This is a genomic window from Delftia tsuruhatensis (genome assembly GCF_903815225.1).
GTDB lineage: Bacteria > Pseudomonadota > Gammaproteobacteria > Burkholderiales > Burkholderiaceae_C > Comamonas > Comamonas tsuruhatensis_A.
Genome location: NZ_LR813084.1, coordinates 3,346,318 through 3,367,034 on the forward strand (window position 1 = coordinate 3,346,318; position 20,717 = coordinate 3,367,034).

The following is a 20,717-nucleotide window of genomic DNA, read 5'->3' on the forward strand; positions in this document are numbered from 1 at the left end:
GAGCCGATCCGCACCCCCTGACCCATCACGAACATAAAAACAAGGCAGATAACTCTGATCAATAGCATCAAAGATCTGATTTCAGACGCCGCCCCGTGAAAATGCGTTTGCATTTTGACTACAGACATGCGCAAGCTTGCACTATCATAGACGATAGCCTGCGCATGCAGACACGGATATGACACGCAAAGGGAGCACGCAGTGGATGAGTTTGATGTTGGTGTGAGCTGGTCGACCCCCATCTCGCCAGACGCCCCGTCCGGGGCAGACATGGAATACGAATCCATCTTCGCCGAGCTGGAGACCGCCGCCATCGCCACGCCGGAGCAGCAATACGGTGATACCGTGATTGCAGGCAAAGGACCGGACTGGCAGCAGGTACTGACCCTGGCCACCACGCTATCGACCCAGACCAAGGACCTGCGCGTCCTGGTGCTGCTGACCCGGGCACTCACGCATCTGCACGGCCTGCAGGGAACGCTTTATGGATTGAGGTCGGCCCATACCGTGCTGGATCAATTCTGGGACAGCGTGCACCCGCAGCTGACCATCGACGGCGAGGACGACCCCCAGATGCGCTTCAATGCACTGAGCGAGTTCGGCGCAATCGATGGCCTGGGCGCCGACATGCGGCAAAGCGCCGCGCTCACCTCACATCTGGGCGTGTTCAGCGTCAAGGATCTGGACAGGCTGTGGGACACGGGTGCGACGGAGATCAACGGAATCAACGTCAATCGACTGCAATTGAAACAAATTGTCGATGACATTTCAGAATCAAACAACTCTGTTGCACTGCGACTTCCACGGTTGATTGTTGAACAACTGGATGCGATGCTGGTGCTTTGCCAGCACCACCTCGGCTCCGAATTCCAGCCGGACTACGGCATGCTCAAGCGCCCCTTGCAACGCTTGGCAATGTTGTTCGAGGGACGGCAGGACGTGGCGGCTGGCGCCTCGCCAGTTCCCTCCGGCTCCCAGGCAGTGGAGACCGTGCCCCAAGCAGGCCTGGCATCCACCGGCATCCCCCTGGGCCTGGCGTCCCGCAAGGATGCCATCCACTGCCTCGAACTGGCCTGCCAATATATCGAGAACAGCGAGCCCACCAATCCGGCTCCACTGCTGATCCGGCGCGCCATCAAGCTCATGGAGATGAACTTCATGGATATCATCAAGCATCTTGCCCCCGATGGGTTGAATCAGGCCATGTTCATCACTGGTGCAGAAGCCTCTGAAGAGGATGGAAATTGAGGCCCCTCCGCCATCCATCGCCAGACAAGGACATTTGCCAATTGCACAGGGCCCAGGATCATTCATGCAACTGCAACTCATAGCCAGCGCGATGTCTGCCGCAGGTGCCGTAGACAAGATCAGCACCACATTCGGTACCGCCGGCGGATCCATTGGCCGGGATGTCAACTGCCAGATGGTTCTTCCCGATCCACATCGCCGAATATCCAGAATACAGGCACAGGTCTTCTTTGAAGAAAGCCATTTCATCCTGAACAATGCCAGCTCTTCCAACCCCATTTATGTCAATGGCATTGAGCTCAAGCCGGGAGAGAATTCACCCATACGGCATGGAGACGAATGGCGCGCCGGCAACTACATCATCACGGTACTCCAGAGCAACACCCTGGCAAAGTCCCCTCCGGCCGATCCACGGGGGAGTACACAATCTGCCGGGGCAGCTTTGGCCACGCCCCCTCCCACACTTTCTTCCGCTGCGCAGGACAAGCTTTCCATCAGGCCGGATACAGCCCAGCCCCCCGGTCCCTTTGACGACCTGCTGAGTGCCTCCGTGGAAATCCCGCCGGCTTTCGCGGGAGAGCCATCCCGCCATGGCGCCCCGGACCCCTCACCCCAACTTGCCGATCCTTTTGCCAATCCCGGCATCTCCCCGCCTGTACAGGCGCAGGCCGTCGCCCCTCCAGCACTGGGCGGGGATCCTTTTGCAGATATCCTGTCCACATCCATCACACAGCAGATAGCGCAGGCGCCTGGCCAGGAACAGCGCTGGCAATCGCAGGCGGCCATTCCCGACGACTTCGACCCCATGGCGATGGCGAGCCTGTCCAGCCGCAATGCGGCCGACCCCCTGCACGGACTGTCAGGCACTGGCACTGTCGGAGAGATGTTTCCCCAAGGATCGGTGGACTCCATCTTTTCCCCATCCGGCACATCCATTGAGCCGATGACCCGGAATCCGCTCGACGCCAGCGCGCATGATTCCGTCCTGAAAATCAACAGGGGACTCGACCCCCTGGCCATGTTCTCCAGCAAGGACGCCGGCCCCCCCCACTCGCTGCTCGACGGAGATTTCACCGAAAGCAGTGACGCTGACGACGCTCCGGTCTTCAGCAACCACACATCGGAGCTGGGCGCCTTCTTTCGCCCGCCAACACCATCAAGGCAGTCTCCGCAGGAAGATCCGTACTCCCCGATCGGCGCGTCCACCCTGCCCGCGCAACCCGCGTCGGCGCCTGGCGAGGAACCGTACCGGGTCGTCGAGACGGAAGAGACCCTCCCCAGGCCGTGCCCCAGATCCAGACCCCGCGCCACGATGCCCCACCAGCCTGGAATCCCTGTTCGACCTGGACCCCAGCCCGCCCGCCGATGCGGCCGCTGTACCGATACTGGCAGGCTTCCAGAGCCCGCCGCACGACCCCCTCCCCCCTGGACAGGAGGCTCCCCCGCCGCAACCGGGGCACAGCCAGGCCATCGGCGGCGATCCAGCCGCGGTGGAGCGAGCCATACCGACAGGCAGCAGTGAAGCCGTCACGGGACAGCCACAGACACAGACCCAGAACTGTGCCACGCAGCCGCAACCCCATGATCAGCCCGAGCAAGCTTCATCCGATGCCTGGCAACTGCTGCAGGCGTTCAAGGCCGGCGCAGGCCTGAACGACTGCCGCTACCCCGAGGCACTCACGCCGGAGCTGATGCACATGATCGGCAGGATGCTGGCCTCGTCCCTGCAAGGCTGCATGGACCTGCTCGGCTCACGCGCATCCACCAAGCAGGAAGTCCGCATGGCTGTGACGCTCATCAATGCGGAAGCCAACAACCCATTGAAATTTCTGCCTGCCGCACCATCAGCGATGGCCCAGATGTTCGGCCCCAAGATGCCCGGCTTCATGGCGGGACCCGCCGCCGTAGAGGATGCCTACCTCGACCTGCGCCTGCACCAGGCCGGCATGGCGGCGGGAACGCAGGCGGCACTGCAGGGCCTGTTCGAGCGTTTCGACCCCAGGACCCTGGAGGAGCAGCTGGACAGCCAGGGACGGCAGCGCACGCTCTTTGCGTCCCAGCGCAATGCACGTCTGTGGGAGCTGTACAGGGCCCGGTACGAATGGCTGAAGGAAGAAGTCAAAAGCCAGAGTCCGGCATCCTGGGGCGATGAGTTCCACTCGGCCTACAACGCCGAGGCACACAAATATGACCAAGAAGGAAACACCAAGTGACGGGGGAAAATTCACTGCTCAGCGCGCATACACTGGGACTGGTCCACTACTCCATTTCCCAGAAAGGTGACCGCAGTTACAACGAGGATGCCTACTGCCACGCCCGCGATGGCGATATCGTCACCTTCGCCGTGGCCGACGGCATGGGTGGGGCCGCCGGAGGACGGCACGCATCCCACTTCACCATGGATCTCGTCAGGAAGGAGCGACTGACGCTGGATACCGACTCGCTGGCCACGCACTTCGAATCCCTGTCGGATCAGGTCAAGCAGGAGCAGCGCAATCTGCCGGAATTCTCCGACATGTGCACCACGCTGGCCGAACTGCGCATAGACACCTGCACGCAGAAGGCTGCCTGGGCCCATTGGGGCGACACCCGCATCTACTGGTTCCGCAACCGCAGGCTGATGTCGGTCACCGAAGACCACAGCGTGGTCCAGAGCCTGGTCACGGCAGGCCTGATATCGGAAAAGGATGCCGTGAACTACCCCAAGCGCAACATCCTGCTGGGCGCCCTCGGGGCCAACAGCGAAGTGGGACCATCCACGACCAGCATTCCCGTCGACCTGCTTCCGGGCGATGCCTTCCTCATCTGCACCGACGGCCTGTGGAGCGTGCTGAACAAGGAATACATCACCGAGACATTGCAACAGTCCAGACATGTCCAGGAGTGGATCTCCACCATGGCCGCCCAGGTGGAGTCCATCGGCTCGGGAAGCAATGACAACTACACAGCGACGGGGATCTGGATCACCGCCGGCTCGGACAAGACCCTTCCCAGCATTCGCTGATGCCGGCCGCCCAACGTTTCGCACGCGCCAATCACACTGGCGCACAGTCCCCACGGCTCCCGCCCAACCCATGAACACCATGACCACACCTACTTCCTGGCGCTTTCTGTGCACCATGACGGCAGCGCTGCTGCTTGCCGGGTGCGCCAGCCTGCAGGCACCCGATGCGGACAAAGAGGCGCCATCGCCGGTCGAGGATGCCTCGGCCACCGCCGTGAACCGGGATGCCCAGGCTCCCGGCTTCTTCCGGATGCGACTCGGGGCGGTGACCGTGACGTCGCTCTACGACGGCAATTTCGACATCAACAGCAAGCTGTTCAAAGGCAGGCCCCAGGCAAGCATCAACAAGCTGCTCAAGGATGCCAAACAGCCGGTCGACGTCCCCACGGCCACCAACGCCTTCCTGCTGGACGATGGCAAAAACATCGTGCTGATCGACGCCGGCGCCGGCAGCATGCTGGGAGCATCCACCGGGCGACTGCTGCAAAGCCTGGCGGCATCCGGATACACGCCCTCGGATGTGACGGCCATTCTTCTGACTCATTTGCACCCCGACCATGCAGGCGGGCTTGCCGAAGAGGACACGGCGGTGTTTCCGAACGCACATATCCACGTGCCGGAAGCCGAGGCACAGTACTGGCTCTCCGATACGCGCCTGAGCGCCGGGCAGCCCTACTTCCAGGGCACCCGCAAGCTCCTGCTCAAGTACCAGGCGGAAAACAGATTCCATACCTTTGCCAAGGGAGCCTCCCCCGTGCCAGGCGTGGACAGCGTGGCCCTGCCGGGGCATACGCCCGGGCACACCGGATACTTCATCCATTCGAACGGGGACAGCCTGCTCATCTGGGGCGACATCGTCCACAATCTCGCCACGCAGTTCCCGGACCCCCTGATTTCCCTTGAATTCGACGTGGACCAGAAATCCGCACGAGCTACCCGCGCCAAGGCCATGCGCAATGCAGCCCAGACCGGCATCTGGATCGCTGGCTCCCATCTGCCCTTTCCTGGCATAGGCAGAGTGCAGGCCGCCGGGAAAACCAGCTACCGCTGGCTGCCGATCGAGTACTCGCAGGCCCTGTCAGCGCCCGCCCAGCGGCAGCCGGCTTCGCCCTAGAGCAGCACGATGTCGTACTGCTCCTGGGCCATCGCTGTCTCGGCCTGCAGGGAGATGGGCTTCCTGATGAAATCGGACAGCCCCGCCAGGTGCTGGCTCTCCTCATCAAGGAACATCTCCACCACCTTGGGGGATGCGACGATGCGGAACTCGCGCGGATTGAACTGGCGCGCCTCGCGCAGTATCTCGCGCAGCACCTCGTAACAGACGCTGCGCACGGTCTTCACATGGCCCTTGCCCAGGCAGACGGGGCAAGGCTCGCACAGCATATGAGCCAGGGATTCGCGCGTGCGCTTGCGCGTCATCTCCAGCAGGCCCAGTTGCGAGAAGCCGCCGGCCATGGTCTTGACACGGTCACGCGCGAGCTGGCGCTTGAACTCGGATAGCACCTCGGCCTGGTGGTCGTCGCGCACCATGTCGATGAAATCCACGATGATGATGCCACCCAGGTTGCGCAGGCGCAGCTGGCGCGCAATCTGCTGCGCCGCCTCCAGGTTGGTCTTGAAGATGGTGTCGTCGAAGTTGCGTGCCCCGACATAGCCGCCGGTGTTCACATCGATGGTGGTCAGCGCCTCGGTCTGGTCGACGATCAGATAGCCGCCGGACTTGAGATCCACGCGCCGGCCCAGCGCACGGGCGATCTCCTCATCGATGGCGAACAGATCGAAGATGGGCCGCTCACCCCGGTAGTGCTGCAGCTTGGGCACGGCCGCCGGCATGTACTCCTGGCCGAAGGTCCTGAGCAGGGCGAACTGCTCCTTGGAGTCGATGCGTATGCTCTGGGTGCCCTCGCCCACCAGGTCGCGCAGCACACGCTGGAGCAGGTTCAGGTCCTGGTGCAGCAGCGACATGGGCGGCAGACGCACCGCCGCCTCCTTGATGCGGCTCCAGGTCTTGCGCAGGTAGCGGATGTCGTCGGCCAGTTCCGCGTCGCTGGAGTCTTCACCATTGGTGCGCAGGATGAATCCACCACCCCCCCCTGTCTCCTTGGTGCCGACCAGGCCCTGCAGGCGCGCGCGCAGTGCATCGCGCTCTCCCTGGGGAATCTTCTGCGAGATGCCGATATGGTCGTCCTGCGGCAGCAGCACGAGCAGCCGTCCGGCGATGCTGATCTGCGTGGACAGGCGCGCACCCTTGGTACCGATGGGGTCCTTGATGACCTGCACCATGATGGTCTGGCCTTCGAAGACCTGCTTTTCGATGGGCACGGGCGGCGTGTCCTTGCGTGCGAACATGGGTGCCTCGCCCCCTTCCTGGCGCTGCCAGACATCGGCCACATGCAGGAAGGCCGCACGCTCGAGCCCGATGTCGATGAAGGCCGACTGCATCCCGGGCAGCACGCGCGAAACCTTGCCCAGGTAGACGTTGCCGACCAGGCCGCGCTCCAGCGGTCGCTCCATGTGCAGCTCCTGGACGGCGCCGCCCTCGATGATGGCCACGCGGGTTTCCTGCGGCGACCAGTTGATCAGGATGTCTTGCTGCATGTTGTGCCTGTGGTGTGCTTTGTCGTCGAGTTCTTGTGCATCAGGAGACATGCCCCAGGGGGCAAGGGCCACGCCCCTATCTTGCCGTGCCTGCCGCCATCTTTTGGGCCTGTATCCGCCGTAGGTCTGCCTGCTGGCGCAGGACGAGGCTGCGACCTACAGCTCCCAGCCCAGTTCACGCAGCATTTCCGCCGTCTCGAACAGCGGCAGCCCCATGATGCCCGAGTAGCTGCCATGCAGGTATTGCACATGGGCCGCGGCCCTACCCTGGATGCCGTAGGCACCGGCCTTGCCCATGGGCTCACCCGAGGCCGCATAGGCCTCGATCTGCCGTGCGCTCATGGCAGCGAAGCGCACCTTCGAGACCGACAGCGCCGCCAGCCGGCGCACGCCCTGCTGCACGGCCACGGCCGTCAGTACCTCGTGCTCGCGGCCCGCGAGCCGGGACAGCATCCGGCACGCGTCCTCGGCATCATGCGGCTTGCCCAGGATCATCCCGTCCAGTGCCACCGTGGTGTCCGAGCACAGTATGGGGGCCGGCGCCAGACGGCGGCGCGCGTGCCTGGCGACGGCGGCATCGAGTTTGAGCGCCGTGACGCGCTGCACATAGCCATGGGGCGGTTCTCCCGCCACCAGGGCCTCCATCGCCTCCGCATCCTCGGCGATGTCGCCAGCCGCATTGGGCAGGAGAAGCTCATGGGCCACGCCGAGCTGTTCGAGCAGCTGGCGGCGGCGGGGGCTTTGGGAGGCGAGGTAGATGAATGGCGGCATGGTATGAAAAGGAAATGCCTTCAGCCCTTTGTTCAAAAGCACTGAAGGCTATCAAAATCATAGTATCACGAGATCTCCCGATCTGCATGACCGGGCTGCCGCCCTTCCCTTCCCGAGCCTTTATTCCCGATGATAGGGATGGCCCGCGTTGACCGACCAGGCCCGGTACAGTTGCTCGATGAGAAGCACGCGCACCATGGCGTGCGGCAAGGTCAGGTCCGACAGGCGGATGCGCTCGTGCGCCGCCTGCTTGAAATCCGGGTCCAGTCCGTCCGGCCCTCCGATGACCAGGGCCACGTCGTCGCCTTCGAGCTGCCAGCCCTGCAGGCGCTGGGCCAGGGCCTTGGTCGCCAGATTGGCCCCACGTTCGTCCAGCACCACGATGCGCATGCCGCGCGGAATGGCCGCCTCAATGCGCTTGCGCTCGGCCGCATACAGGGTCTCGACCGTCTTGGAGCCCCGGGGCTCGGTCTTGACCGCCTTGAGCTCGACCTTGAGCTCGGGGGGAAAGCGCTTGGCGTAGTCGTCATATGCCGTCTGCGCCCAGTCGGGCACATGCTGGCCCACGGCCACGATCAACAGCTTCATTGCCTGTCAGCCCGCAGCCGGTCAGGCCTTGGCGCGAGGAGCACGCTTGGCGGCCGGCTTGGCGGCTGCGGGGGCGGCCTTGGCCTTGGCTGGGCGATTCACGACCACGGTCTTGACCGCCTTGGGTGCAGCAGCCTTCCCGGTGGCCGGAACCTTGCGTGCTGGCGCCTTGGCGGACGGCTTTGCCGCAGCGGACTTCACAGCCGGCTTGGCCACGGCGGACTTCACAGCCGGCTTGGCCACGGCGGACTTCGCGGCAGGCTTGGTGGTGGTCGCCTTGCTGGCGGGAGCGGCCTTCTTCCTGGCGGCCTGCCCTTCCTTCGCCGGTGCCGCGGCCTTGGGCTTGGGTGCGCCGAGCTTCATGCGTACAGGCGTCTCGCCCCAGATCTCCTCCAGGCGGTAGTACTGGCGGATGGCAGGCTGCATGATGTGGGCCACGGCCTGGCCGCAATCGACGATGATCCACTCGCCGTTGTCCTCGCCTTCCTGGCGCGGCACGGGAAAGCCCGCCTGCTTGACGGCATCGCGCACGCTGGCGGCCAGCGCCTTGGTCTGGCGGTTGGAGGTGCCCGAGGCCACGATCACGCGCTCGAACAGGGGCGAGAGCTTTTCGGTATTGAAGACCTGGATGTCGTGGGCCTTGACGTCCTCGAGGCCGTCAACGATGGCACGCTGCAGCTTGGTCACGTCGCGCTTGGCTGCGGAATCCGATTTGGTGGAAGTGGTCATCAGGCGGTGATCAATGGAATGAATGGATCAATATAGCGCGAGCGCCGTGCGGGCCCGCAGGGGCCGGGCCGTAGTGGCGCTCCAAATGCATGGAATGCGCCCACAGATCGCCGCAAGGTTTCGCGCCGCAGAAATGGAGAGCGCGGCAATCGCCGCGCCTCAAGCTATCGAAATTATAGTTTTGCCGCATATTCCCCTGCACGCGATGCTTTCGCAGCGCATGCGGGTCTGCGCTCACAACCAGTCGCGGCGCACCAGAAACTGCTCCAGCAGTGCGCGCTCGGGCGTGCCCGGCGCATCCTCGCGCTGGTAGCTCCAGCTGGCATGGGGCGGCATGGACAACAGGATGGATTCCGTGCGCCCGCCCGACTGCAGGCCGAAATGCGTGCCCCGGTCCCAGACCAGGTTGAACTCCACATAGCGGCCACGGCGGTAGCGCTGGAAATCGACCTGGGCCTGCCCGTAGTCCATCGCCTGACGGCGCTCGACGATGGGCAGGTAGGCCCCCAGGAATGCATCCCCCACCGAACGCAGCATCGCGAAACTGCGCTCCTGGCCCAGCTCCGAGAAATCATCGAAGAAGATGCCGCCGATGCCGCGCTGCTCGCTGCGGTGCTTCAGGCAGAAGTACTCGTCGCACCAGGCCTTGAAGCGCGGATAGAACGCATCGCCGAACGGGGCCAGCGCATCGCGGCAGGCACGGTGAAAATGCCGGGCATCTTCCTCGAAGCCATACACCGGCGTCAGGTCCATGCCGCCGCCGAACCAGCAGGTGGGCTCGGCGCCGGGATGGCCGGCAGCAATCATGCGCACGTTCATGTGCACGGTAGGCACATAGGGATTGCGCGGATGGAAGACCAGGGACACGCCCATGGCCTCGAAGGGGGCGCCCGCCAGCTCCGGCCGGTGCTGCGTGGCCGAAGGCGGTAGCTGCAGCCCGCGCACATGCGAGAAGCCGCAGCCCGCGCGCTCGAATACGCGGCCGCCCTCCAGGATGCGGGTGATGCCATCACCCTGCAGGCGCTCTCCAGGGCCCTTGCTCCAGGCATCGGAAAGAAAGCGCGCACCGCCCTCACCCTCCACCAGCTCCAATGCCTCGGTGATGCGGGCCTGCAGGCCCATGAGGTATGCGCGCGCCTGGCCAACGGGCAGTGCCTGCCCCGTCGATTGCTCTGCCATGGACTCAGTTCTTCACGGCGCGAAAGCCGATGTCACGGCGGTACTGGGCCCCATCGAAATGGATGCCCCGTGCCACGTCGTAGACCTTTTGCTGCGCCTGCTTGACGCTGTCGGCCAGCACCGTGACGCACAGCACGCGGCCACCGCTGCTGACAGGCACGCCGTCCTTGAGCTGGGTTCCGGCATGAAAGACCATGGCATCGTCGGCATCGTGCGGCAGGCCGCTGATGGCGTCGCCCTTGCGGGGATCCTCGGGGTAGCCGGCCGCAGCCATGACCACGCCCAGCGCCGTGCGGCGGTCCCACTGCAGTTCGACCTGGTCCAGCTTGCCGTCGGTGGCCGCCAGCATCACATCCACCAGATCGCTCTTGAGGCGCATGGTGATGGGCTGGGTCTCGGGGTCGCCCATGCGGCAGTTGAACTCCAGCGTCTTGGGATGGCCCGTGGCGTCGATCATCAGGCCGGCATAAAGAAAGCCGGTGTAGGGGATACCGTCCTTTTCCATCCCGCGGATGGTCGGCAGGATGATCTCGCGCATGGCGCGTGCATGCACATCGGCCGTGACCACGGGCGCAGGCGAGTAGGCTCCCATGCCGCCGGTGTTCGGCCCCTGGTCGCCGTCCTTCAGGCGCTTGTGGTCCTGGCTGGTGGCAAGGGCCAGCACGTTCTTGCCGTCGCACAGCACGATGAAGCTGGCCTCCTCCCCGGCGAGGAACTCCTCGATCACGACGCGTGCGCCGCCGTCGTTGTGCGTCACGCCGTACTTGTTGTCCACGAGCATGAAGTCCACGGCGTCGTGGGCCTCCTGAAGCGTCGTGGCGACCACCACACCCTTGCCCGCAGCCAGGCCATCGGCCTTGATCACGATGGGGGCGCCCAGGCGGTCCACATAGGCATGGGCGGCCACGGGGTCGGTGAAGGTTTCGTAGAGCGCCGTGGGAATGCCGTGGCGAGCCATGAAATCCTTGGAAAACGCCTTGGAGCTCTCCAGCTGCGCGGCCGCCTTCGTGGGGCCGAAGATGCGCAGGCCGTGGGCCCGGAACTCATCGACCACGCCGGCGGCCAGCGGCGCCTCGGGGCCGACCACGGTCAGCGCGACCTTCTCGGCCTGCGCCCATTCGCGCAGTGCCTGCGGGTCGGTGATGTTGAGGTTTTCCAGCTTGCCGCCGGCCAGGGCCGTGCCGCCGTTGCCGGGCGCCACATAGACCTTGGTCGATTTCGGCGATTCGGCCAGTTTCCACGCCAGGGCGTGCTCGCGGCCTCCGCCACCAATCACAAGAATTTTCATAGTTCAGCGTTGTGGTAGACGTCCTGTACGTCATCCAGGTCTTCGATCATGTCCAGCAGCTTTTGCATGCGGGCTGCGTCATCGCCTTCCAGGGCGATGGTGTTTTCCGGGCGCATGGTGACCTCGGCCACCTCGGGTGTCAGGCCCCTGGCCTGCAGCGCGTCGCGCACGGTCTCGAAATCTGCGGGTGCGGTCAGCACCTCGATGGCTCCCTCGTCATCGGTGATCACATCCTCGGCGCCGGCCTCCAGCGCTACTTCCATGATCTGGTCCTCGCTGCTTCCGGGGGCGAAGATCAGTTGTCCGACATGCTTGAACTGGAAGGCCACGGAACCTTCCGTGCCCATGTTGCCACCGTACTTGCTGAAGGCGTGACGCACTTCCGCAACGGTACGCACCCGATTGTCGGTCATGGTATCCACAATGATGGCGGCGCCACCGATGCCGTAGCCCTCGTAGCGGATTTCCTCGTAGGTCACGCCTTCGAGGTTGCCCGTGGCCTTGTCGATGTTGCGCTTGATATTGTCCGCCGGCATGTTGGCCGCCTTGGCCTTTTCCACCGCCAGGCGCAGGCGCGGGTTGGCGCTGAGATCGCCGCCGCCGGTGCGTGCGGCCACCATGATTTCACGGATGATGCGTGTCCAGACCTTGCCGCGCTTCTCGTCCTGGCGGCCTTTTCGATGCTGGATATTGGCCCATTTACTGTGTCCTGCCACAGGCTGTCCTTTGATATTGATTTAACCTAGCGGCTGGGATTTTACTTTTGACCGCATGCTCCCCCGAGGAAACCCGAAATGGCCGCTCCACTTCTGATCGCCCGCCACTCTGCCACAGAATGCCTGCTGCTGCCCGCGCTGGCCAATCGACACGGCCTGATCACGGGGGCCACCGGCACCGGCAAGACCGTGACGCTGCAGAAAATGGCCGAGGGATTCTCCGAGATCGGCGTGCCGGTGTTCATGGCCGACATCAAGGGGGACCTGTCCGGCATCAGCCAGGCCGGCAGCACAGGCGCCAAGATGGCGGCCTCCCTGCAGGAGCGCGGCATCGAGATTCCCCAGCCGCTGGCCTGCCCCACCACGCTGTGGGACGTGTTCGGCGAGCTGGGCCACCCGGTGCGCGCCACGGTCTCGGACATGGGTCCGCTGCTGATTGGCCGCATGCTGGCCCTCAACGACACGCAGATGGGCGTGCTCAACCTGGTCTTCAAGATTGCCGACGACAACGGCCTGCTGCTGCTGGACCTCAAGGACCTGCGCGCCATGCTCCAGCACGTGGGCGACAACGCCAAGCAGTTCACCACCGAGTACGGCAACATCAGCGCGGCCAGCGTGGGCGCCATACAGCGCGGGCTGGTCGCCATCGAGTCGCAGGGCGGTGACAAGTTCTTTGGCGAGCCCATGCTCGACATCAACGACCTGATGCAGACCGATGCCGGCGGCAAGGGCGTGGTCAACATCCTGGCCGCCGAGAAGCTGATGAATTCGCCGCGCCTGTACTCCACCTTCCTGCTGTGGATGCTGTCCGAGCTGTTCGAGCGTCTGCCCGAGATCGGCGACCCCGACAAGCCCAGGCTGGTCTTCTTCTTCGACGAGGCCCACCTGCTGTTCAACGACGCGCCCAAGGTGCTGCTCGAACGCATCGAACTGGTGGTGCGCCTGGTGCGCTCCAAGGGCGTGGGCGTGTATTTCGTCACGCAAAACCCGATGGACGTGCCCGACACCGTGCTGGCCCAGCTGGGCAACCGCGTGCAGCATGCGTTGCGCGCCTTCACGCCGCGCGACCAGAAGGCCGTCAAGGCCACAGCCACCACCATGCGGCCCAAGCCCGGGCTGGATATCGAGGCCGCCATCACCGAGCTGGCCGTGGGCGAGGCCCTGGTGAGCTTCCTCGACGACAAGGGACGCCCCGGCATCACCGAGCGCGCCTACGTGATCCCGCCCGGCAGCCAGATCGGCCCCATCAACGAGGAGCAGCGCAAGACCCTGCTGGCACAGTCGCTGGTGGCCGGCGTCTATGAAAAGGCCGTGGACCGCGAGTCGGCCTACGAGGTGCTGCGCGGCCGCACGGCAGCGACCGGCGACGGCGCAGTGCCAACCGGCACGGGCCCGGCCGGTGCCACGCCCGCGGCGAGCGAAGGTGGCGCCATGATGGACGGGCTCAAGGATCTGCTGTTCGGCACCACGGGCCCGCGCGGCGGCAAGCACGACGGCCTGGTGCAGACCATGGCCAAGTCCACCATGCGCACCATGGGCAACTCGCTGGGCAAGGAAATCCTGCGCGGCGTGCTCGGCGGCATCCTGGGCAACAAGAAGCGCTGAAGCGCTGACGCACCGGCACTGCACCGCATCAAACACCATAGCACCCGGCCGTTGCCATGCAACGGCTGGCGCATTTCAGGGCCTTGGAAGCCCGCGCATGCGGCTATGATCGAAAGCGCCTCCATCCACTTTGCGGAACCGCACGCCATGACGACGACCAGTCCTCCCTCGCTGCCCACCTATGACGATGTCGCCGCCGCCGCTCGCCGGCTGGAAGGCGTGGCCCACCGCACACCCATACTGCGCAGCCGCACCGCCGACGAGCTGCTGGGCGCCCAGCTGTTCTTCAAGTGCGAGAACCTGCAGCGCACGGGTGCCTTCAAGATCCGTGGCGCATACAACGCGCTGTCGCAGTTCACGCCCGAGCAGCGCAAGCGCGGGGCACTGGCCTTCTCCTCCGGCAACCATGCCCAGGCCGTGGCCCTGGCCGCGCAGATGCTGGACATGCCGGCGCTGATCGTCATGCCCGAGGACGCGCCGGCCGCCAAGATGGCCGCCACACGCTCCTATGGTGCCCAGGTCGTGACCTACGACCGCTTCACCGAGGATCGCGAGGCCATCTCCCGCCGCCTGGCCGACGAGCGCGGCATGACCCTGATCCCCCCGTTCAACCACCGCGACGTGATCGCCGGCCAGGGAACGGCGGCCAAGGAGTTGTTCGAGGACGTGCCCGATCTCGACTACCTCTTCGTCTGCCTGGGCGGCGGAGGCCTGCTGTCTGGCAGCCTGCTGTCGGCCGGGCAACTGGCGCCGCGCTGCAAGGTCTACGGGGTCGAGCCCCAGGCCGGCGACGATGCCCGCCAGTCGCTGCGCGCGGGACAGATCGTGCAGATCCCTACCCCTCACACCATCGCCGACGGCGCCCAGACCCAGTCTATCGGCGATATCACATTCGCCATCATCCGCGAGCATGTGGAAGATATCCTGGCCGTGGCGGACGAGCATCTGGTGCAGGCCATGCGCTTTTACGCGGAACGCAAGAAAATCGTGGTCGAACCCACGGGCGCGCTCTCGCTGGCGGGCGCCCTGCATGGCGGGGTTGCACTGTCGGGCGCGCGCGTGGGCATCCTGATCAGCGGTGGCAATGTGGACCTGACGCGCTATGCGCGCTTCCTGCACGACTGACCCGCCCTCCGGCACCGGCCTTCATGCCGGCGCCCCATTTTTCCGAAGAAAACCATGAGTACTCTGCACCTGATCGACCACCCGCTGGTCCAACACAAGCTCACGCTGATGCGCCGCAAGGAAGCCAGCACCAACAGCTTTCGCCGCATGCTGGGCGAGCTGTCCACGCTGATGGCCTACGAGATCACGCGCGACATGCCGCTGCAGGACATCGAGATCGAAACCCCGCTGGAGACCATGACCGGCCGGGTCATCGATGGCAAGAAGCTGGTGCTGGTGTCCATCCTGCGTGCCGGCAACGGCTTTCTGGACGGCATGCTCAACGTCGTGCCCGGCGCGCGCATCGGTCACATCGGCCTGTACCGCGACCCCCAGACGCTGCAACCCGTCGAGTACTACTTCAAGATGCCCTCGGAGATGGAGGAGCGCGACGTGCTCGTCGTCGACCCCATGTTGGCCACGGGCAACTCGGCCGCCGCCGCAGTCGCGCGCCTGAAGCAGCTGAACCCCAAGTCCATCAAGTTCATGTGCCTGCTGGCCGCGCCCGAAGGCGTGGCGACCATGCAGAAGGCCCATCCCGACGTGGACATCTACACGGCCGCCGTGGACCGCCAGCTCGACGAGCATGGCTACATCCTGCCCGGCCTGGGCGATGCAGGCGACCGCATCTTCGGCACCAAGTAGGCGTGGCGCACTCCCAGCAAAAAAGCCGCACGATGTGCGGCTTTTTTGCTGGGGCAGGAACAGGCAGATCAATCCACCAGTCCCGCATAGACGTGTTGCACGTCATCGTCGTTCTCGAAGCCGGCCAGGAAGTCCTGCACCTCCTCCTGCTGCTCGGCGGACAGGCTGGCCATGCTGACCGGCGTCTTGGCCTTGTAGCCCAGCTTGGCCGACAGCACCTTGAAGCCCTGGGCGGGCAATGCCTTGCTCACCGTGTCCAGGTCGGTGGGATCGGTGATGAACAGGGTTGTGCCCTCTTCCTCGCCTGCCTCGAAATCCTGCGCTCCGGCCTCGATGGCCGCCAGCTCGGCATCGGCACCGGCTTCGGACTCGCCCTCGATCATGCCCACATGGTCGAAGTCCCAGGCCACGGCCGTCATCTGCCCCTTGCGAAAGCACACGCGCATATTGGGCGCCGTGCGGTTCACGTTGTCGGTCAGGCACTCGATCATCACGGGCACGCGGTTGGGACCGTAGCCCTCGTAGACCACGCGCTCGTAGTTCACGGCATCGGCGCCCACGCCCGAGCCCTTCTTGATGGCACGTTCGAGCGTGTCCTTGGGCATGGAGGCCTTGCGCGCCGCTTCCACGGCCATGCGCAGGCGGGAATTGCCTGCCGGATCGGCACCGGCGCGTGCAGCGACGATGATTTCCTTGACCAGCTTGCCGAACAGCTTTCCCTTGGCATCAGCGACCAGCGCCTTGCCCTTTGCTTTCCATTGCGCGCCCATGGCTGCTTTTCCCTTGCGGATTCTCTGGATGAGTTGGAGGCGGCGCCGACCGCCCCCCGCAGGGATCCGGCCCGGCACCGAAAGAGCGCTGTTTATACACCCGCGCAGGGACGGTCGCAGGCTTTTCGCGCATTGGTTGACAGCACGCCATTGGCTCATGGCATGCTCGCAACCCCGACCCGCCATTTCAGAAGCCTGCATGCCGCCACGACCTTTCACGCCCCGACCCCTGCTTGCCACGGCCTTGCTGGCGGCGACATCTGCCATGGCCGGCCCCGCCCTGTCCCCGCACATCGTGGCCGAGGGCCTGGAACACCCCTGGGCACTGGCCTTCCTGCCCGACGGCCGCTTCCTGGTCACGGAGCGCCCGGGCCGCATGCGCATCGTGCAGGCCGGTGGCCGCCTGGGTCCGCCGCTGCGCGGCCTGCCGGCCGTGGACGCGCGCGGCCAGGGCGGACTGCTGGACGTGGTGCTGGACAGCGACTTCGCGCGCAACCGCCGCCTGTACTTCTGCTATTCCGAGCCGGGCATCAGTGCCGACCGCGGCAAGAGCGGCACGGCACTGGCCAGCGCGCGCCTGTCCGACGATGGCAGCGCACTGGAGCAGGTCAAGACCCTGTTCGCGCCACGCCCCAGGTACGACAGCACGCTGCACTTCGGCTGCCGCATCGTCGAGCGCATGGTCGATGGCAGGAGCGACGGCACCTTGTTCCTCACGCTGGGCGAGCGCTCCAGCTTCAAGGAGGAGGCGCAGAACCTCAAGAGCCACCTGGGCAAGATCGTGCGCGTGGGCAAGGATGGCAGCATTCCCCGGGACAACCCGTTTGCGGGGCGCCGCGATGCCTTTCCCGAGATCTGGAGCTACGGCCACCGCAACCCCCAGGGCGCGACCCTGGCGCCGGACGGCAGCCTGTGGATGCACGAGCACGGCCCCCAGGGCGGCGACGAGGTCAACCGGCCCGAGCCCGGCAGGAACCATGGCTGGCCCGTGATCACCTATGGCGAGAACTACGGCGGCGGCAGCATCGGCGCCGGCATCACGCACAAGGACGGCATGGAGCAGCCGCTCTACCAGTGGACACCGTCCATCGCGCCATCTGGTATGGCCTTCATCACCAGCGACCGCTATGGGCCGGGCTGGAAAGGATCCCTGGTCGTGGGTTCGCTCAAATTCCAGAGACTTGAGCGACTGTCCATCCGGGACGGCAAGGTCACGTCCGCCGAGACGCTGGAACCGCGCCTGGGCCAGCGGGTGCGCGATGTGCGCCAGGGTCCGGATGGCTGGCTCTATGTGTTGACGGATTCCCCGGACGGGCAACTGTTGCGCATTGCCACCACACCCTGAGGACCCCGCCCCGGTCGCCGGCTTACTGCACCGTGATGCCGTTGCTCTTGACCACGGCATCCCAGCGCTTGCGCTCGGCCGCAACGAAGGTGGAGAACGCCGTCGAGGAACTGCCCACGGGCGTCAGGCCCAGCTTGTCCAGGCTTTCGCGCGTGGACGGCAGGGCAAGGGCCTTTTGCACCAGCTCCTGCAGCTTCTTGACCGTGTCGGGCGCCGTACCCGCAGGCAGGAAGAAGCCGTTCCACTCCGTCACCTCGAAGTTCCTGATGCCGCTCTCCGCCACCGTAGGCACCTCGGGCAGGTCGGGCATGCGCCTGGCCGACGACACGGCCAGGGCCTTGAGCTTGCCGCCCTTGACATAGTTGATGCTGGAGGCCGCGTTGGCGAAGTAGACATCGACCTGGCCGCCCATGACATCGACGATGGCCGGTGCCCCGCCCTTGTAGGGTACGTGGACGGCATCGAACTTCCCATCGGCCTTGAGCAGCTCGGCCGCCATCTGCGCCAGGCTGCCGGGACCGTAGGAGGCATAGGTGAGCCTGCCGGGCTTTTGGCGCGCGGCGTTCATGAAATCGGCCAGACTGTTGTAGGGCGACGACGGCGCGGCCACGAGGATGTTGGGCACGCTGACCGCCTGGGACACGGCGATGAAATCCCTGACGGGGTCGTAGGGCAGCTTGCGCAGGGCCGGGTTGATGGCGAAGGACGAGGCGTCATAGAGCACCGTGTATCCATCGGCCTTGGCGCGTGCCACGAAGGCCGCTCCGATGGATCCGCTGGCCCCGGCCTTGTTGTCGACCACCACACTCTGGCCCGAGACCTCGCCCAGTGCCTTGGCGATGATGCGAGCCGCGTTGTCGGCGCCACCACCGGCCGAAAACGGCACGACGAGGGTGATGGCCTGGGCGGCCGGGTACTCGGCCGCGTGCAGCGCGCCCTGACCCAGGGCAGCGCCCAGCGCCACCAGCAGGGGCAGCATGGTTCGTTGTGTGTTCATCATCTCCTTGACTCCTATTGGCTTGTCTTGCGATTGAAAAAATTCTTGTCTGCGCCGGCACCGTCAGCCGAAGCCATACAGCTCGGCAGCGTTGGCCGCCAGCACGCGGGCGCGCTGGCCGGCATCGGGAACCCAGCGCTGCAGCAGCGCAAGCATCAGCGCGGTATCGGGCGGATGGTCGGCTTCGGTGACGTGGGGCCAGTCGCTGCCCCAGACCAGGCGCTCGGGCGCTTCGCGCACCCAGGCGCGGGCGATGGCGTCGCTGTCGGCATAGCCGGCCGCCAGTCCCGCTTCACTGTTCAGATAGGGGCCGGACAGCTTGACCCAGGCCCTGCCCTGCTGCACCAGCGCACGCACCACGCCGAAGGCCGGATGGGCCATGCCCTGCCCCACGGGCAGGCGCGCCATGTGGTCGAAGACCAGGGTGCAGGGCAGTCGCTGCAGCAGTGCGCGCTGGGCCATGATCTGATCGGCCATCCAGTGCAACTGCACATGCCAGCCCAGCGCCGCGATGCGCTGTGCCAGGGGCTCCAGCATGTCCAGGCTCACCGCCGCGTCGCGGTCGCTGTGCAGCGAAAAGCGGATGCCCCGGATCCCGCCCTCGTGCAACGCGTGCAATTCGGCATTGCCCACATCGGGCCGCACGACGGCGACGCCTCGCGTGTCGGCGGCACCCAGCAGGCGTATGGCTTCGAGCGTGGCGCGGTTGTCCGTGCCATGGGCGCGCGGCTGCACGATGACGGCACGCGCCAGGCCCAGGCGCGCACGCAGTGCCGCATAGTCGGCAGACGTGGCGCCTTCGCGCATGGCGCCCGGTGCCTCGGGGGCGAAGCGCGGATCGAATGCATGCAAGTGGGCATCGCAGGCTCCCGCTGGCAGCGCGTCATGCATCCGGCATCTCCGTGGCGGACTGCTTCAACACCTCGGTGTGCTGGCCCAGCGTGGGCGCGGCAAATGCCTGGGGCCCGGGCGTGCGGTCGAATTCCACGGCGCCCGCAAAGCCCCGGTAGCTGCCCACCACGGGATGGGCGAAGTGGCGGATCATGTCTTCGGCCTGCACCTGCGGGTCGTCGAACATGTCTTCCACGGTGCGCGCAGCCGCGCAGGGCACCTCTTCACCGAACAGGGCTTCCCACTCCAGCGCACTGCGCGAGGCCAGCGCCTGGCGCAGCAGGGGCACGAGCTCGTCGCGGTGCTGGGCGCGCTTGCGCACGGTGTCGTAGCGCTCCTGCTGCGCCAGCTCCGGCAGACCCAGCCTGTCGCACAGAGCGGCCCAGAAATGCGCGGTATTGGCCGAGATGTAGATATGTCCTTCGCGCGTGGGGTGGATGCCGGTGATGCCGCCCGAGCGCATGTCCCGGCCGACTTCGCGCGGCTCCCCCTCGGCCCAGACCATGCGCGCGGACTGCATGGTCAGCGCCGCGCGCAGCAGGGACACGCCCACATGCTGGCCCAGCCCGCTCTTCTCGCGCTCGTACAGGGCCGAGGCCACGCCGCCCGCCACCAGGGCCGAGGCGTAGTAGTCCACCACCGAGCCATAGAGGATCTCGGGCGGCCCGCCAGCCTTGCCCTGCATGGCGCACATGCCCGTCATGGTCTGCAGCACCTGGTCGTAGCCGGCCTTGGCCTTGAGCGGCCCCTTGCTGCCGTAGCCCGTGACGCTGCAGTAGATCAGGCGCGGGTTGATGGCGGACAGCTGCGCAAAGCCGATGCCCAGACGCTCGGGCACGCCGGGCCGGAAGTTGTGGACCAGCACGTCGGCCTCGCGCACCAGGCGCAGCAGCACGGCCAGTTCAGCCTCCTGCTTGAGGTCCAGCACCATGCCCCACTTGCTGCGGTTGACGCCCAGGAAGGCGCGGCTCTCGGCCTCCAGCGTGGAAGGGTACTTGCGCAGGTTGTCGCCCACGGGCGGCTCGATCTTGACCACGTCCGCGCCCTGGTCGGCCAGCAGCGAACAGCCGTAAGGCCCCGCGATGTAGGCACTCAGGTCCAGCACGCGCACGCCACTCAGCGGGCCCCTGGGACCTTGACGTTCAGCCGGCACAAAACTCATTGACTCTCTCCTGGTAG

Annotated in this window: 19 protein-coding genes and 1 pseudogene; 9 read left to right on the forward strand and 11 right to left on the reverse strand. The window is 65.6% G+C overall.

Annotated features, from left to right (window positions below):
• The first annotated feature begins 222 nt into the window (after positions 1–222).
• From tssA to L1Z78_RS15135, 5 genes and pseudogenes are all read left to right on the forward strand, one after another.
• Complete coding sequence (gene tssA, locus L1Z78_RS15115) at positions 223–1,248, forward strand: type VI secretion system protein TssA (protein ID WP_267967015.1); 1,026 nt, start codon at positions 223–225, stop codon at positions 1,246–1,248.
• 91 nt (positions 1,249–1,339) lie between these two features.
• A pseudogene (locus L1Z78_RS27960) lies at positions 1,340–1,576 on the forward strand (FHA domain-containing protein); the annotation flags it as partial.
• A gap of 754 nt (positions 1,577–2,330) precedes the next feature.
• Positions 2,331–3,461: a type VI secretion system-associated FHA domain protein TagH gene (gene tagH / locus L1Z78_RS15125; RefSeq protein WP_234637225.1), complete on the forward strand. Its 1,131-nt coding sequence runs from the start codon at positions 2,331–2,333 to the stop codon at positions 3,459–3,461.
• Entirely contained in the window at positions 3,458–4,252 is a 795-nt protein-coding gene (locus tag L1Z78_RS15130) for a PP2C family protein-serine/threonine phosphatase (protein WP_234637226.1), read from the forward strand. The genes tagH and L1Z78_RS15130 overlap by 4 nt, the downstream gene beginning before the upstream one ends.
• Positions 4,253–4,322: 70 nt before the next feature.
• A complete protein-coding gene (locus L1Z78_RS15135; RefSeq protein WP_234637227.1) occupies positions 4,323–5,366 on the forward strand; it encodes an MBL fold metallo-hydrolase in 1,044 nt (347 codons plus the stop codon).
• Here the strand turns inward: L1Z78_RS15135 and rng are convergent.
• From rng to L1Z78_RS15170, 7 genes are all read right to left on the reverse strand, one after another.
• Positions 5,363–6,850: a ribonuclease G gene (gene rng / locus L1Z78_RS15140; protein ID WP_234637228.1), complete on the reverse strand. Its 1,488-nt coding sequence runs from the start codon at positions 6,848–6,850 to the stop codon at positions 5,363–5,365. The two genes, L1Z78_RS15135 and rng, sit on opposite strands and share 4 nt — an antisense overlap.
• A gap of 156 nt (positions 6,851–7,006) precedes the next feature.
• Positions 7,007–7,621: a Maf family protein gene (locus L1Z78_RS15145; RefSeq protein WP_234637229.1), complete on the reverse strand. Its 615-nt coding sequence runs from the start codon at positions 7,619–7,621 to the stop codon at positions 7,007–7,009.
• A 120-nt stretch (positions 7,622–7,741) separates the two neighbouring features.
• The gene (gene rlmH / locus L1Z78_RS15150) at positions 7,742–8,209 is read right to left on the reverse strand and encodes a 23S rRNA (pseudouridine(1915)-N(3))-methyltransferase RlmH (protein WP_234637230.1); all 468 of its coding nucleotides are present in this window, start codon (positions 8,207–8,209) and stop codon (positions 7,742–7,744) included.
• Positions 8,210–8,230: 21 nt separating this feature from the next.
• Positions 8,231–8,938, reverse strand: coding sequence for a ribosome silencing factor (gene rsfS, locus L1Z78_RS15155; protein ID WP_234637231.1), 708 nt, complete (start codon positions 8,936–8,938; stop codon positions 8,231–8,233).
• Positions 8,939–9,172: 234 nt separating this feature from the next.
• Positions 9,173–10,117 carry an oxygen-dependent coproporphyrinogen oxidase gene (gene hemF / locus L1Z78_RS15160; protein WP_234637232.1) on the reverse strand — a complete coding sequence of 315 codons (945 nt, stop codon included), beginning with the start codon at positions 10,115–10,117 and terminating at the stop codon, positions 9,173–9,175.
• Positions 10,118–10,121: 4 nt separating this feature from the next.
• Positions 10,122–11,405 carry a phosphoribosylamine--glycine ligase gene (gene purD / locus L1Z78_RS15165; RefSeq protein WP_234637233.1) on the reverse strand — a complete coding sequence of 428 codons (1,284 nt, stop codon included), beginning with the start codon at positions 11,403–11,405 and terminating at the stop codon, positions 10,122–10,124.
• Positions 11,402–12,121, reverse strand: coding sequence for a YebC/PmpR family DNA-binding transcriptional regulator (locus L1Z78_RS15170; protein WP_234637234.1), 720 nt, complete (start codon positions 12,119–12,121; stop codon positions 11,402–11,404). The genes purD and L1Z78_RS15170 overlap by 4 nt, the downstream gene beginning before the upstream one ends.
• 78 nt (positions 12,122–12,199) lie before the next feature.
• Here L1Z78_RS15170 and L1Z78_RS15175 point away from each other — a divergent pair, with 78 nt between their 5' ends.
• The 3 genes from L1Z78_RS15175 to upp all read left to right on the forward strand — a co-directional run bounded on the left by L1Z78_RS15175 (position 12,200) and on the right by upp (position 15,535).
• Positions 12,200–13,726 (forward strand): helicase HerA-like domain-containing protein, encoded by a 1,527-nt coding sequence (locus L1Z78_RS15175; RefSeq protein WP_234637235.1) that lies wholly within the window; start codon positions 12,200–12,202, stop codon positions 13,724–13,726.
• A 105-nt stretch (positions 13,727–13,831) separates the two neighbouring features.
• Complete coding sequence (locus L1Z78_RS15180; RefSeq protein WP_234637236.1) at positions 13,832–14,851, forward strand: threo-3-hydroxy-L-aspartate ammonia-lyase; 1,020 nt, start codon at positions 13,832–13,834, stop codon at positions 14,849–14,851.
• A 54-nt stretch (positions 14,852–14,905) separates the two neighbouring features.
• Positions 14,906–15,535: a uracil phosphoribosyltransferase gene (gene upp, locus L1Z78_RS15185; protein ID WP_234637237.1), complete on the forward strand. Its 630-nt coding sequence runs from the start codon at positions 14,906–14,908 to the stop codon at positions 15,533–15,535.
• A 68-nt stretch (positions 15,536–15,603) separates the two neighbouring features.
• On the opposite strand, the gene L1Z78_RS15190 is transcribed toward upp, so the two are convergent.
• Positions 15,604–16,305: a YebC/PmpR family DNA-binding transcriptional regulator gene (locus tag L1Z78_RS15190; protein WP_234637238.1), complete on the reverse strand. Its 702-nt coding sequence runs from the start codon at positions 16,303–16,305 to the stop codon at positions 15,604–15,606.
• Positions 16,306–16,570: 265 nt separating this feature from the next.
• On the opposite strand from L1Z78_RS15190, the gene L1Z78_RS15195 reads away from it, so the two are divergent.
• Positions 16,571–17,650 (forward strand): PQQ-dependent sugar dehydrogenase, encoded by a 1,080-nt coding sequence (locus L1Z78_RS15195; RefSeq protein ID WP_234642183.1) that lies wholly within the window; start codon positions 16,571–16,573, stop codon positions 17,648–17,650.
• 22 nt (positions 17,651–17,672) lie between these two features.
• Here the strand turns inward: L1Z78_RS15195 and L1Z78_RS15200 are convergent, their stop codons facing one another.
• The 3 genes from L1Z78_RS15200 to L1Z78_RS15210 are packed head-to-tail and all read right to left on the reverse strand — an operon-like array spanning position 17,673 to position 20,700.
• Positions 17,673–18,650, reverse strand: a complete 978-nt coding sequence (locus tag L1Z78_RS15200) for a tripartite tricarboxylate transporter substrate binding protein (protein WP_418921624.1) — start codon at positions 18,648–18,650, stop codon at positions 17,673–17,675.
• Between the two features lie 60 nt (positions 18,651–18,710).
• The gene (locus tag L1Z78_RS15205; protein WP_234637240.1) at positions 18,711–19,538 is read right to left on the reverse strand and encodes an amidohydrolase family protein; all 828 of its coding nucleotides are present in this window, start codon (positions 19,536–19,538) and stop codon (positions 18,711–18,713) included.
• Complete coding sequence (locus tag L1Z78_RS15210) at positions 19,531–20,700, reverse strand: CoA transferase (RefSeq protein ID WP_234637241.1); 1,170 nt, start codon at positions 20,698–20,700, stop codon at positions 19,531–19,533. Before L1Z78_RS15210 ends, L1Z78_RS15205 begins: the two co-directional genes overlap by 8 nt.
• Between the last annotated feature and the right edge of the window lie 17 nt (positions 20,701–20,717).